This window comes from Streptococcus sp. 151470009-6, assembly GCF_053628175.1.
In genome coordinates this window covers 446,414-460,135 of sequence record NZ_JBSEZF010000001.1, presented here as the reverse complement: position 1 = coordinate 460,135, position 13,722 = coordinate 446,414, and the positions used below count along the sequence as shown (strand labels likewise).

At 39.8% G+C, this 13,722-nt stretch carries 12 protein-coding genes; 10 read left to right on the top strand and 2 right to left on the bottom strand.

The annotated features are described in order from the left end of the window. Positions 1-68 precede the first annotated feature (68 nt). From ACUW6H_RS02330 to ACUW6H_RS02300, 7 genes are all read left to right on the top strand, one after another. Positions 69-1,493 (top strand): NADP-dependent glyceraldehyde-3-phosphate dehydrogenase, encoded by a 1,425-nt coding sequence (locus tag ACUW6H_RS02330; protein ID WP_454360782.1) that lies wholly within the window; start codon positions 69-71, stop codon positions 1,491-1,493. A gap of 269 nt (positions 1,494-1,762) precedes the next feature. Further along, on the top strand, positions 1,763-3,658 hold the full coding sequence (glgB, locus tag ACUW6H_RS02325) for a 1,4-alpha-glucan branching protein GlgB (RefSeq protein WP_454360780.1): 1,896 nt from the start codon (positions 1,763-1,765) through the stop codon (positions 3,656-3,658). Between the two features lie 161 nt (positions 3,659-3,819). Next, positions 3,820-4,962, top strand: a complete 1,143-nt coding sequence (locus tag ACUW6H_RS02320) for a glucose-1-phosphate adenylyltransferase (protein WP_454360778.1) — start codon at positions 3,820-3,822, stop codon at positions 4,960-4,962. Continuing rightward, the gene (glgD, locus tag ACUW6H_RS02315) at positions 4,952-6,091 is read left to right on the top strand and encodes a glucose-1-phosphate adenylyltransferase subunit GlgD (RefSeq protein WP_454360776.1); all 1,140 of its coding nucleotides are present in this window, start codon (positions 4,952-4,954) and stop codon (positions 6,089-6,091) included. The genes ACUW6H_RS02320 and glgD overlap by 11 nt, the downstream gene beginning before the upstream one ends. Further along, entirely contained in the window at positions 6,088-7,521 is a 1,434-nt protein-coding gene (gene glgA, locus ACUW6H_RS02310) for a glycogen synthase GlgA (protein WP_454360774.1), read from the top strand. Before glgD ends, glgA begins: the two co-directional genes overlap by 4 nt. A gap of 61 nt (positions 7,522-7,582) precedes the next feature. Then, entirely contained in the window at positions 7,583-8,227 is a 645-nt protein-coding gene (gene serB / locus ACUW6H_RS02305; RefSeq protein ID WP_454360772.1) for a phosphoserine phosphatase SerB, read from the top strand. Positions 8,228-8,236: 9 nt separating this feature from the next. After that, a complete protein-coding gene (locus tag ACUW6H_RS02300) occupies positions 8,237-9,352 on the top strand; it encodes a glycerate kinase (protein WP_454360770.1) in 1,116 nt (371 codons plus the stop codon). Here ACUW6H_RS02300 and ACUW6H_RS02295 read toward each other — a convergent pair. After that, positions 9,349-9,795: a DUF1694 domain-containing protein gene (locus tag ACUW6H_RS02295; RefSeq protein WP_454360768.1), complete on the bottom strand. Its 447-nt coding sequence runs from the start codon at positions 9,793-9,795 to the stop codon at positions 9,349-9,351. The two genes, ACUW6H_RS02300 and ACUW6H_RS02295, sit on opposite strands and share 4 nt — an antisense overlap. A gap of 76 nt (positions 9,796-9,871) precedes the next feature. Beyond that, a complete protein-coding gene (locus ACUW6H_RS02290) occupies positions 9,872-10,342 on the bottom strand; it encodes a hypothetical protein (protein WP_268705233.1) in 471 nt (156 codons plus the stop codon). 310 nt (positions 10,343-10,652) lie between these two features. Between ACUW6H_RS02290 and eno the strand changes: the two genes are divergently transcribed. The 3 genes from eno to ACUW6H_RS02275 all read left to right on the top strand — a co-directional run bounded on the left by eno (position 10,653) and on the right by ACUW6H_RS02275 (position 13,665). Continuing rightward, on the top strand, positions 10,653-11,957 hold the full coding sequence (gene eno, locus ACUW6H_RS02285; RefSeq protein WP_000022813.1) for a surface-displayed alpha-enolase: 1,305 nt from the start codon (positions 10,653-10,655) through the stop codon (positions 11,955-11,957). A gap of 174 nt (positions 11,958-12,131) precedes the next feature. Beyond that, positions 12,132-12,626 carry a YkgJ family cysteine cluster protein gene (locus ACUW6H_RS02280; protein ID WP_454360732.1) on the top strand — a complete coding sequence of 165 codons (495 nt, stop codon included), beginning with the start codon at positions 12,132-12,134 and terminating at the stop codon, positions 12,624-12,626. 202 nt (positions 12,627-12,828) lie between these two features. Further along, positions 12,829-13,665, top strand: coding sequence for an AraC family transcriptional regulator (locus ACUW6H_RS02275; protein ID WP_454360730.1), 837 nt, complete (start codon positions 12,829-12,831; stop codon positions 13,663-13,665). Positions 13,666-13,722: the final 57 nt, after the last annotated feature.

The following is a 13,722-nucleotide window of genomic DNA, read 5'->3' as shown; positions in this document are numbered from 1 at the left end:
CAAAAAGGGTTGTAATTTTCTGAAAATTTGTTAAAATAAGTTTTAATCATTTTCAGGAGGAAGCGGATTTGACAAACTATCAGAATTTAGTAAACGGAAATTGGAAATCATCAGAGAATGAAATTACAATCTACTCTCCTATTAATCAGGAGAAGCTTGGTACTGTACCAGCTATGAGTCAGGCAGAAGTTGATGAAGTGATGAAAGCTGGTCGAGCAGCGCTATCTGCTTGGCGTGATTTGGCACCCGTAGAACGTGCAGCCTATCTGCATAAGACGGCAGATATTTTAGAACGTGACAAGGAAGTAATTGGAACGATACTTGCCAAAGAGGTGGCAAAGGGAATTCAGGCAGCTATAGGAGAAGTAGTCCGTACAGCTGATTTGATTAGATATACTGCTGAAGAAGGACTACGCATCACTGGTCAAGCCATGGAAGGTGGTGGCTTTGAAGCTGCCAGTAAAAATAAAATGTCCATTGTACGCCGTGAGCCCGTTGGTATCGTGCTTGCCATTGCTCCTTTTAATTATCCTGTAAATTTATCTGCATCAAAGATTGCTCCAGCTTTGATTTCAGGAAATGTCGTTCTGTTTAAACCACCAACACAAGGATCAATCTCAGGTCTCTTATTGGCCAAGGCTTTTGATGAAGCAGGTATTCCAGCTGGAGTATTGAATACCATTACTGGACGAGGTTCTGAGATAGGGGATTACATTATTGAGCACAAAGAAGTGAACTTTATCAACTTTACGGGTTCAACACCAATTGGTGAGCGAATCGGTCGCCTGGCTGGTATGCGGCCTATCATGCTTGAACTTGGTGGAAAAGACGCAGCTATAGTATTAGAAGATTCTGATTTGGAACATGCAGCCAAGCAAATCGTAGCTGGTGCCTTTAGTTATTCAGGGCAACGTTGTACAGCTATCAAGCGTGTATTGGTCGTTGATAGTGTAGCAGACAAATTAGCAGACTTACTCCAGACTGAAGTTGCAAAACTAACAGTTGGTAATCCTTTTGACAATGCTGATATCACACCTGTAATTGATAATGCTTCAGCTGAATTCATCTGGGGATTGATTGAAGATGCTCAGGAAAAAGGAGCCAAAGCGCTCAGCCCAATCAAACGTGAGAATAATCTCATTTGGCCTGCACTTTTTGACCAAGTTACTCTAGACATGAAGCTTGCATGGGAAGAACCATTTGGACCCGTTTTACCGATTATTCGTGTCGCAGATGTAGAAGAAGCGATTGCCATCGCAAATCAATCTGAGTTTGGACTTCAGTCATCTGTGTTTACAAATGATTTTAAAAAAGCTTTTGAGATTGCTGAAAAACTTGAGGTGGGAACAGTTCACATCAATAATAAAACACAACGAGGACCAGATAACTTCCCATTTCTCGGTGTAAAAGGATCCGGTGCAGGGGTTCAAGGTATCAGATATAGTATAGAAGCCATGACAAATGTTAAATCTATTGTTTTTGATATGAAATAACCTTAAAAATCAGGACAAAATTCCTGATTTTATTTTCAATATAAATTTACTATAAAAAAGGAATACGAACAATAGTATATAAATTGAAAACAATATATGTGAATAAACATTATTTTTTGCCAAATAGATGAAAGTACTTAAAATCTTAAGATAATTTTTTGAAGGCTTTCATAAAAATATAACATTAATTACGGAAATCTCTTGAAAGTTCCCTCAAAAGATAGTATAATAGAAACATAGAAAACGCTTACATAAAGAAAGGGGATTGAATGAACAATTTTGAAGCTTTAAGAACCTTTACAACTGGAGAGAATATCCATCTTCAGCATTATCTCGGAGCACATAGAGAGGAGCTTAACGGAGAATTAGGGTATACATTTAGAGTTTGGGCACCAAATGCTCAAGCAGTTCATTTAGTAGGTGACTTTACTAACTGGATAGAAAATCAAATTCCTATGGTTCGAAATGAATTTGGGGTTTGGGAAGTTTTTACTAGCCTAGCTCAAGAAGGGCAAATCTATAAATACCATATCACTCGTGCAAATGGTCATCAGATTATGAAGGTTGATCCTTTGGCCCTCCGTTTTGAAGCTCGCCCTGGTACAGGAGCTATTCTAACAAATATTCCTGACAAGAAATGGAAGGATGGTCTTTGGTTAGCTCGTAGAAAACGGCTAGGTTTTGCGGAACGTCCAGTCAATATCTATGAAGCGCACGCTGGGTCTTGGAAGAGAAATCCAGATGGTAGTCCCTATAGTTTTGCACAACTAAAAGAAGAGTTGATTCCTTATTTTGTTGAGATGAACTATACTCACATTGAGTTCATGCCTTTAATGGCGCATCCGCTTGGTTTGAGTTGGGGCTATCAGCTCATGGGGTATTTTGCTCTAGAACATTGCTATGGCCGACCAGAAGAATTTCAGGATTTTGTTGAGGAATGCCATTTAAATAACATCGGTGTAATTGTGGACTGGGTTCCAGGTCACTTTACTATCAACGATGATGCCCTTGCTTATTATGATGGAACTCCGACTTTTGAATACCAAGACCACAACAAGGCCCATAACTACGGTTGGGGAGCTCTTAACTTTGACCTTGGGAAGAATGAAGTTCAGTCATTCTTGATTTCTAGTATCAAACACTGGATTGAGTTTTATCATTTAGACGGTATTCGGGTAGATGCGGTTAGCAACATCCTCTATCTCGACTACGATAATGCCCCATGGACTCCAAATAAAGACGGCGGGAACCTCAACTACGAAGGCTACTATTTCCTTCAACGTTTAAATGATGTAATCAAGTCAGAGCACCCAGATGTGATGATGATAGCGGAGGAAAGTTCGTCAGCTACCCAAATTACTGGTTCGAAAGAGTCAGGTGGACTTGGCTTTGACTATAAGTGGAACATGGGCTGGATGAATGATATTCTTCGTTTCTATGAGGAAGATCCTATTTATCGTAAGTATGATTTTAATCTAGTGACTTTCAGCTTTATGTATGTTTTCAAAGAAAACTACCTCTTACCATTTTCACACGATGAAGTCGTTCACGGCAAGAAGAGTATGATGCACAAGATGTGGGGCGATCGCTACAATCAATTTGCCGGCTTGCGCAATCTTTACACCTATCAAATTTGCCACCCTGGTAAAAAATTGCTCTTTATGGGAAGTGAATACGGTCAATTTTTAGAATGGAAATCTGAAGAGCAATTAGAATGGTCAAACTTAGAAGATTACATGAACTCTAAGATGAAACACTTTACTTCGCAGCTTAATCAATTTTACAAAGACCATCGTTGTCTTTGGGAGATTGATACTAGCTATGACGGTATTGAAATCATCGATGCAGATAATAGAGATCAGAGTGTCCTTTCCTTTATTCGTAAGAGTAAAAAAGATGAGATGTTAGTCTGCGTCTTTAATATGGCACCGGTTGAACGTAAAGACTTTACAATCGGACTTCCTGTCGCAGGTGTCTATGAAGAAGTTTGGAATACAGAATTAGAAGAATGGGGAGGAGTGTGGAAAGAACACAATCAAACGGTTCAAACTCAAGAAGGTTTATGGAAGGATTATGAGCAGACCTTGACCTTCACCTTGCCTGCAATGGGAGCAAGTATCTGGAAGATTAAGCGTCGTTTGAAACCGACTAAGCAAAAAGAGTAGAATGCTATTGATTAGGTAATGATGTAAGATGTTACTAGTTGGTTTACTTGGATTGGACTTGAAAGACAAGAAAAATGGACTTCCTATTATTTTTATAAAAAGTTTGACTTCCGACCTTCTTACGATTTTAACGTTCACATGTCTATAAAAAGGAGTAGAAAATGAAGAATGAAATGCTAGCTTTGATCCTTGCGGGTGGGCAAGGAACTCGTCTCGGAAAACTCACTCAAAGCATTGCCAAACCAGCGGTGCAATTCGGTGGGCGCTACCGTATCATTGACTTTGCGCTTTCAAACTGTGCTAACTCTGGGATTCACAATGTCGGTGTTATTACTCAGTACCAGCCTCTCGCCTTGAACAACCATATCGGAAATGGGTCCAGCTGGGGCTTGGATGGTATTAGTTCAGGGGTCTCAATCCTGCAACCTTATTCCGCAAGTGAAGGAAACCGTTGGTTTGAAGGGACCAGTCATGCTATCTACCAAAATATCGACTATATTGATAGTGTTAATCCTGAGTATGTTTTGATTCTTTCTGGTGACCATATCTACAAGATGGATTACGATGTTATGCTTCAGTCCCATAAGGATAACAATGCCAGTTTGACAGTAGCTGTCCTAGACGTACCTCTCAAAGAAGCTAGCCGTTTTGGTATCATGAATACAGATGCCAATAACCGTATCGTTGAATTCGAAGAAAAACCTGCGCAACCTAAGTCTACAAAGGCTTCTATGGGGATTTATATTTTTGACTGGAAACGACTTCGCAATATGCTTGTTGCTGCTGAAAAGAGCAATGTGGATATGTCAGACTTTGGGAAGAACGTTATCCCTAACTATCTCGAGTCTGGTGAAAGTGTCTATGCTTATGAATTTAATGGCTACTGGAAAGACGTTGGTACGATTGAGTCACTTTGGGAAGCCAATATGGAATATATTTCGCCAGAAAATGCCTTGGATAGCCGTAATCGTCAGTGGAAAATTTATTCAAGAAACTTGATTTCACCACCCAACTACTTTGGAGCACATGCACACGTTGAAGATTCATTGGTTGTGGATGGCTGTTTTGTAGATGGAACTGTAAAACGTTCGATTCTTTCAACAGAAGCACAAGTACGTGAAGGTGCTGAGGTCGTTGATTCTGTCATCATGAGTGGGGCTATTATTGGCCATGGAGCAAAGATTACTCGTGCTATTATTGGTGAGGGTGCCATTATTGCAGACGGCGTAGAGATTGATGGAACAGACGAAGTACAAGTAGTAGGATACAATGAAGTAGTGGGGGTAGCAACAGATGAAGATTGATAAATATTCAGCCATTTTAGGAAACACAGTTGGTTTTCATGATATGTCAACGTTAACAGAACACCGTCCGGTAGCTAGCTTGCCTTTCGGTGGGAAATACCGTTTGATTGACTTCCCCCTTTCCAGTCTTGCAAATGCACGTGTTCGTAGTATCTTTGGTATTTTCCAACAAGATAATATCAGCTCAGTATTCGACCATATCCGTTCAGGTCGTGAGTGGGGCTTGTCCACCCTTCTAAGTCACTACTATCTAGGAATTTACAATACTCGTGTTGAAAGCAGTACAGTTGGAAAAGAGTATTACCAACAACTTCTTACCTACTTGAGACGTTCAGGTTCAAACCAAACCGTTTCGATTAACTGCGATGTGCTGGTGAATATTGACTTGAATCAAGTCTTCCACCTACATAATACAACGAAAGGGCCGATCACAGTTGTATATAAGAAACTTCCGAAGAAAGACATTTCAGATGTGAATGCTATCTTGGAAATTGATGAAACTGACCATGTTCGTTCGCACAAACTCTTTGATAACAAATCTACGGATGAACTCTTCAACATGTCCACAGATATCTTTGTTGTGGATACTCCTTGGTTGATTGAACGACTTGAAGAAGAGGCTCAGAAAGAATATCCTGAAAAGCTGCGCTATGTTCTTCGTGATTTAGCTGCAAAAGAAGGAGCTTTTGCTTACGAATACACAGGCTACTTAGCGAACATTCATTCTGTTCAGTCCTATTATCAAGCAAACATCGATATGCTTGAATCTAAAAAATTCTACTCTCTTTTCTCACCAAATCAAAAAATTTATACCAAAGTTAAGAATGAAGAACCAACCTACTATGCGAATACTTCAAAAGTAAGTAATTCTCAGTTTGCTTCTGGTAGTATCATTGAGGGTGAAGTAGTTCAGTCAGTTCTATCTCGTAACATTTATGTTCACAAAGATAGTGTGGTGAAGGACAGCATTTTATTCCCTCGAGTTGTGATTGGTCAGGGTGCCCAAGTTGAATATGCTATCTTGGACAAGGGTGTTGAAGTTGCGGACGGTGTTATCATTCGAGGAACAGCAGAACATCCAGTTGTAGTGAAGAAGGGTGAAACAGTAACAGAGGACATTTATTCATGAAAATTTTATTTGTAGCAGCAGAAGGAGCACCCTTTTCAAAAACAGGTGGTTTGGGCGATGTCATTGGCGCACTTCCTAAATCACTTGTAAAAGCGGGGCACGAAGTTGCAGTTTTCTTGCCTTACTATGATATGGTAGAAGCTAAGTTTGGTGACCAGATAGAGGATGTTCTTCACTTTGAAGTGAGTGTAGGATGGCGTAGACAGTACTGTGGTATTAAAAGAACTGTCTTGAATGGGGTTACCTTCTACTTCATTGATAATCAATATTATTTCTTCCGCGGTCATGTGTACGGTGATTTTGACGATGGTGAACGATTTGCCTTCTTCCAACTGGCTGCTCTAGAAGCAATGGAACGCATTGACTTTATCCCTGACCTTCTCCATGTTCATGACTACCACACAGCTATGATTCCCTTCTTGTTAAAAGAAAAGTATCATTGGATTCAAGCCTATCAAGGAATCAGAACAGTCTTAACTATTCATAATTTGGAATTTCAAGGTCAATTTTCTGAAGGAATGTTGTGGGATTTGTTCGGTGTTGGCTTTGAACGCTATGCTGATGGGACCCTTCGCTGGAATGATTGTCTCAACTGGATGAAGGCTGGTATCCTATACGCGGATCGTGTCTCAACCGTTTCTCCTAGCTATGCACATGAGATTATGACTAGTCAGTTTGGTTGCGGTTTGGACCAGATTCTTCGCATGGAGTCAGGCAAGGTTTCAGGTATAGTTAATGGTATTGACGCAGATCTTTATAATCCTCAAACAGACCCACTTTTAGACTATCATTTTGATAAGGAAGATTTGTCTGGAAAGGCGAAGAATAAGGCAAAATTGCAGGAGAGAGTCGGTCTACCAGTGCGAGCTGATGTTCCTCTAGTTGGGATTGTCTCTCGTTTGACGCACCAAAAAGGTTTTGATGTTGTGGTAGAAAGTTTGCACCGTTTCTTACAGGAGGACGTTCAAATAGTCCTTTTAGGTACAGGAGATCCTGCTTTTGAACATTCCTTCTTCTGGTTTGCACAAGTCTATCCTGACAAACTATCAGCAAATATCACTTTTGACGTCAAGCTCGCTCAAGAAATCTACGCAGCTTGTGACCTCTTCCTCATGCCGAGCCGTTTTGAACCATGTGGCTTGTCACAAATGATGGCTATGCGCTACGGTACTCTACCATTGGTTCATGAAGTGGGTGGATTGCGTGATACGGTTCAATCCTATAATCCAATTGAAGGAACTGGAACTGGATTTAGCTTTGACAATTTAACACGATATTGGCTTAACTGGAGTTTCCTAACAGCCTTGGATGTTTATAAGTACCAGCCAGACGTTTGGAGAAATCTACAAAAACAAGCTATGGAATGTGATTTCTCATGGGATACAGCTTGCAAGTCTTACCTTGACTTGTACCATAGTCTAGTCAACTAATAGATAAAATCGTATGATTCTTTCATACGATTTTTGGGCTATTTAGAGAAGAGGTGAAGTAATGACCCATGTAAAAGGCCTATGTGTCATGGATGTTGACGGAACCTTAATAGCAGAAGAGGTGATTGATCTTTTAGGAAGAGAAGCAGGTTGCGAAGCCGAAATTTCGCAGATTACAAGCCAGGCAATGCGAGGTGAACTGGACTTTGAAACAAGCTTACGAGCAAGAGTGGCTTTGTTAAAAGGTCTTCCGATTTCAGTCTTTGATACTGTCTTCAAATCCATTCACCTGTCCAAGAATGCTCAAGAATTTATCTCTATTCTCCAAAGGAATGACATTCTAGTTGGTCTCGTTTCTGGTGGATTTACACCAATAGTTGAGAGATTAGCAAAATCCCTTGGTATCTCCTATTTCTCTGCTAACCAGTTGGAAGTCAAAGACGGCTTTTTAACTGGAGAATTAGTCGGTGAAATTGTGACAGGTCAAGTAAAAAAAGCTACTCTTGAGAGATGGAGAAAGGAATTAGGATTTTCCAAAGAAAGAACGATTGCCATCGGTGATGGTGCCAATGATCTCTTGACGTTAAAGACAGCAGGCCACGGTATAGCCTTTTGTGCCAAAGAGGTCGTAAAAGCAGAGATAGCTTGTCATGTAGATACGAGGGATTTTTTGGAAGTTCTTCCTTTGATTGATTTCTTAGAATGAGAGGAAACTATGAAAATTGTAATTGCACCTGATTCTTTTAAAGAAAGTTTGACAGCAGAAGAGGTCGCTCAAGCTATAAAAAAAGGCTTCAAACAGTCAATATCGGATGTAGAATGTCTGCTCTGTCCTGTTGGTGATGGTGGGGAAGGAACTGTAGATGTTATTCGACATTCTCTTGAACTCGAAGAAAAATGGCAAGAGGTTACGGGACCTTTTGGTCTAAATGAAGCAATGCGTTACTTTCAAAAAGGTCAAATAGCGCTCTTTGAAGTTGCTGACTTGGTTGGTCTTGGAAAGATTCCCCAAGAGAAACGAAAACCTCTTCACATCCAAACCAGAGGTATTGGAGAGTTGATTCACCATCTCATTAATCAAGGGATGAAAGAAATCTATATCGGAGTTGGTGGTACGGCTAGTAATGACGGTGGGATAGGCATTGCTGCTGGTTTAGGTTATCGTTTTTATGATAAGAAGGGAAAAGAATTGCCTGCTTGCGGTCAGACTTTGCTTGAGTTCGAGTCAGTTTCAAATAGTAACTTGTATAGGATTCCTGAAGATGTGAAAATCCGCATTTTAGCAGATGTCGTGAGCCCTTTATGTGGTCATCAAGGAGCGACCTATACATTTGGAAAACAAAAGGGCTTAGATTCTGGTTTATTTGAAACAACAGATCTGGCTATACAGCGATTCTATGAAAAATTCTCTCCTTCAATCCTATCTCTGAAGGGAGCAGGAGCTGGCGGTGGCATTGCTGCTGGACTCTGTGCCTTTGCTGAGGCCAGTATTGTATCTGGAATTGACACTTGTTTGGACTTGATAGACTTTGACAAGTGGGTTGAAGATGCTGACTTGGTTATCGTTGGAGAAGGCAGGCTGGACAGTCAAAGCTTCGCTGGGAAAGCTCCTATCGGTGTAGCAAAAAGAACCCCTAACGGAGTTCCTGTTATTGCTATTTGTGGTAGTCTTGCTGACGATTTGCCTCCCCTACCATTTGAAAATATAGAAGCAGCATTCTCTATCCTAGAGAAAAGTGAGCCTTTAGAAGACAGTCTGAAAAAAGCAAGCCTCTATTTGGAGCACACAGCAGCTAATATTGGGCGTTTACTAAAGTTGAGGAAGGATTAGCCGAACCACTTTTTCCAGATGGATTTTTTAGAGGCCTCTTCCTTTTTCTCTTCCCATAGGTTTGGAAAAGCCAGTCGAAGATCCTTCTCATCCACTTGAACAGGTTCGTTCGAATGGATAACTAGGCCTAAAGGAGAAGAAGCGTGATCTTCTGATACAATCGTAGCTTGACTATTGGTTTTCTTAGCTTCCTTTAAGTAGAATACTTGTTTGTCAAACTCGATAGTTGGTGAGATTTTCACAAAAAGAGGTTCGGTCTTTTCTTGAAAATGTTCCAAAATATCTAAAAATCCCTTTTGTAGCTGAAGACTATTGGCTATCTCAACATCCGCATAACCTAGAACTCTTTCCTCGAAAGTACCGAGGTAGCGGCGTTGTTCGTCAGGGTTTAATTTCGGCCCACCATGAGCTTTTTCTAGTAGTTGTTTTGATAAATCTGTCATAGTTTGATTTTACCATAAATAACGTTGAAGTCCAAAATAAAATCTCCTTCTATACTTAGAAGGAGATCAATACTACTTAATTATTCTTCTTGATATATTCTAATATATCTGAAACTTTTTTATCAAGTTCAGAAAAAATAGTGAAATCTTTAGAAATCAAGTATTTATTAAGTTCTTCTTTGTTTGTACCTGTTTCAGAACTTCCGTCAGTCTTACTAATTAAATAAGAACCATTTGAATACAAAATTATATTCTCGCCAGAGGGAAGTTGTATAGTGTAAGATCCGCCACTGTCTTTTGAAACAAAACTACCATCAGGACCTTGGTATTGATAGGTTTTATCTTGGTCAAGATATACAAGCGAAACTCCATCTTCCTGTAAAATTGTAAAATCTTTGCCATTGGTTCCAATTTTACTACCATCAGTATAAGTAATAGTAGAAGTTCCGTCACTATTTTTTTCAACAATATTGTTACTATTATGTGAGCAAGCTGTTAATAAAAAAACTGCTAAAAACAAAATAGTGAAAATGGATTTATTTTTCATTATTAGTCTCCTTAATTATTTGTCTTATAATATGGTAACAAATTTAAGTCAATTTTTAAAGTGATTTATCGATTTGATATAAAATTGTAAAATATTTTATCACTATGCATTCCTTAAATTGTTACTTATTGACACTATCCACTAATTGAGAGACAAAAAAAATTTTAACTAGAATTAACGGAACGATTTGAAAGCGATTACTTTATAAAGTTAAGGAAAATTTGCACAAAGATAACGTTTTTTCTTGAAAAACGCTTATTTTTAAGGTATCATAGAGGTGTAAAAAATTTAACTCAAAGGAGAGTAAAAAATGTCAATTATTACTGATGTTTACGCTCGCGAAGTCCTAGACTCACGCGGTAACCCAACACTTGAAGTAGAAGTTTATACTGAATCAGGTGCTTTCGGACGTGGTATGGTTCCATCAGGAGCTTCTACTGGTGAACACGAAGCAGTTGAACTTCGCGACGGTGACAAATCTCGTTACGGTGGTCTTGGTACACAAAAAGCTGTTGACAACGTAAACAACATCATCGCTGAAGCAATCATCGGCTACGATGTACGTGACCAACAAGCTATTGACCGTGCTATGATCGCACTTGACGGTACTCCTAACAAAGGTAAATTGGGTGCAAACGCAATTCTTGGTGTGTCTATCGCTGTAGCTCGCGCTGCTGCTGACTACCTTGAAATCCCACTTTACAGCTACCTTGGTGGATTCAACACTAAAGTTCTTCCAACTCCAATGATGAACATCATCAACGGTGGTTCTCACTCTGACGCTCCAATCGCTTTCCAAGAGTTCATGATCTTGCCAGTTGGTGCGCCAACATTTAAAGAAGCTCTTCGTTACGGTGCTGAAATCTTCCACGCTCTTAAGAAAATCCTTAAATCACGTGGTTTGGAAACTGCCGTAGGTGACGAAGGTGGATTCGCTCCTCGTTTCGAAGGAACTGAAGATGGTGTTGAAACTATCCTTGCTGCGATTGAAGCTGCTGGATACGTTCCAGGTAAAGACGTATTTATCGGATTTGACTGTGCATCATCAGAATTCTACGATAAAGAACGTAAAGTTTACGACTACACTAAATTTGAAGGTGAAGGCGCTGCTGTTCGTACATCTGCAGAACAAATCGACTACCTTGAAGAATTGGTTAACAAATACCCAATCATCACTATCGAAGATGGTATGGATGAAAACGACTGGGATGGATGGAAAGCTCTTACTGAACGTCTTGGTAAGAAAGTACAACTTGTTGGTGACGACTTCTTCGTAACAAACACTGACTACCTTGCACGTGGTATCCAAGAAGGTGCTGCTAACTCAATCCTTATCAAAGTTAACCAAATCGGTACTCTTACTGAAACTTTCGAAGCTATCGAAATGGCTAAAGAAGCTGGTTACACTGCAGTTGTATCACACCGTTCAGGTGAAACTGAAGATTCAACAATCGCTGACATCGCAGTTGCAACTAACGCAGGACAAATCAAGACTGGTTCACTTTCACGTACAGACCGTATCGCTAAGTACAACCAATTGCTTCGTATCGAAGACCAACTTGGTGAAGTAGCTGAATACCGTGGATTGAAATCATTCTACAACCTTAAAAAATAAAATAGTTCAGTGAACTATTTTATCCCAAACCTTGAAATTCAAAAGTTCGGCTGTTGATTTAACAACGTTTTAAGCCCCTTGGATTTTATCCGAAGGGCTTTTTATGTGCAATACTCAAAAATGAAAAATAACTTATGGTATAATAGACAAAAACACTTGTATTAGAAAGAAACTATGTCTAAAGAAATTGATATTGAGTACTACCACCAACTAGCCTTGCAAAAGCAAAAGGAGCACCGAAAAGTCTTAGCCAATCTAAAGAAAAAACCTCCTAAAAACTTAGATAAGATAGCCCAGCAAATTCACGAAGAAGTTTTTTCTGAGATTGATTGCACTGCCTGCGCTAACTGTTGCAAGACATTGGGGCCTGACTTCAAGGAAGCAGATATTACCCGTATTGCTAAGTATTTCAAGATGAAATTACCAGCCTTTGAAGCAGAGTTTCTGAAGGTGGACGAAGACGGTGACAAGGTTTTTAAATCCATGCCTTGCCCCTTTTTAGGTGGAGACAATCTCTGTTCTATCTATGATGTTCGTCCAAAGGCCTGTCGTGAATTTCCCCATACAGACCGTAAGAAGATTCATCAAATCAACCATTTGACGATTAAGAACACCTTGACCTGCCCAGCAGCCTATCTTTTTGTTGAGAAATTAAAGGATAAGTTATAGAAATTTACACCTTTAAATCTTGTACAAAGATTCTGGGGCGGAAGTATCTGATATTTGTTAGACTATAGATAGAATTGAACACGGTCTAAAAGCTGTTCGAAAAAGAGAAAATTTCTAGAACTAGAAGCTCTAGCGTCAATTTTTCTATTTTCACTTTGCTTTTAAGGACTTTTGTATCTTGTGGAGGTAAGAAGAAACGAATATGATGCATCAATTCAATCAAACCATGGATTATTTGGAGCAGCAGCTGACTGGAGAAGTGGATATGAAAAGATTTCAGCAGCTATCAGGCTATTCTTATCCTCTTTTTAGCAGAATCTTTTCCATCATGGCTGATATGACCTTGGCAGAATATTTGCGCAATCGCAGGCTGTCAGAAGCAGTGACAGACTTGCGGGGAAGCACTGAGAAAGTCATTGATATAGCACTGAAATACGGCTATGAGTCTGCGGATGCCTTCAGCTCAGCCTTTAAGAAATTCCATGGGGAAACTCCCTCAGAAGTTCGAAATGGAAAACCTTATCGGGTCTTTCCTAAGCTTCAATTATCCTTAAAAATCACAGGAGGAAAGAACATGGATATCAAGATTCAAAAGAAGCCTGCATTTACCGTGGCAGGCGTCCTATTGGAAGCTATTGACAATAGCCAGTGTCCGTCTGCATGGGAGCAGCTCTATGCAACTCACAGTTTTGAAAGCCTAGAAGGTTTGGGTAGCGGCCAATCCTTCGGTGTCTGCTCGGATGTCAAAGAAGGCGAAATTATCAACTATATAGCTGCCTATGATGTGACGGATAAAACTAAAGCAGAAGAACTAGATCTGTCAATCAAAGATATACCAACGGCTGAATATGCTATCGTACCAGTCAATGGGGCTATACCAACAAGCATCCAACATGCTTGGAAATATGTTCTAGAAATTTTTTTCCCAGAAACTGGTTATCGCCACTCAGGAGCGCCAGACTTTGAAGTCTATACTGAAGGAGATATGTCGTCCCCAGACTACCAAATGGAACTCTGGATACCAGTCATCAGGGACTAAATCATTTTCTGATTTTTTATAAAGATGCAAACTAAACTCTGTGGAAAGAATCTCTAC

Bases quoted from the DNA above. Each gene is read 5' to 3' on its own strand.
- glgB (WP_454360780.1), top strand. From the start codon at position 1,763: ATGAACAATTTTGAAGCTTTAAGAACCTTTACAACTGGAGAGAATATC.
- ACUW6H_RS02320 (WP_454360778.1), top strand. From the start codon at position 3,820: ATGAAGAATGAAATGCTAGCTTTGATCCTTGCGGGTGGGCAAGGAACT.
- glgD (WP_454360776.1), top strand. From the start codon at position 4,952: ATGAAGATTGATAAATATTCAGCCATTTTAGGAAACACAGTTGGTTTT.
- glgA (WP_454360774.1), top strand. From the start codon at position 6,088: ATGAAAATTTTATTTGTAGCAGCAGAAGGAGCACCCTTTTCAAAAACA.
- serB (WP_454360772.1), top strand. From the start codon at position 7,583: ATGACCCATGTAAAAGGCCTATGTGTCATGGATGTTGACGGAACCTTA.
- ACUW6H_RS02300 (WP_454360770.1), top strand. From the start codon at position 8,237: ATGAAAATTGTAATTGCACCTGATTCTTTTAAAGAAAGTTTGACAGCA.
- ACUW6H_RS02295 (WP_454360768.1), bottom strand. From the start codon at position 9,795: ATGACAGATTTATCAAAACAACTACTAGAAAAAGCTCATGGTGGGCCG.
- ACUW6H_RS02290 (WP_268705233.1), bottom strand. From the start codon at position 10,342: ATGAAAAATAAATCCATTTTCACTATTTTGTTTTTAGCAGTTTTTTTA.
- eno (WP_000022813.1), top strand. From the start codon at position 10,653: ATGTCAATTATTACTGATGTTTACGCTCGCGAAGTCCTAGACTCACGC.
- ACUW6H_RS02280 (WP_454360732.1), top strand. From the start codon at position 12,132: ATGTCTAAAGAAATTGATATTGAGTACTACCACCAACTAGCCTTGCAA.
- ACUW6H_RS02275 (WP_454360730.1), top strand. From the start codon at position 12,829: ATGATGCATCAATTCAATCAAACCATGGATTATTTGGAGCAGCAGCTG.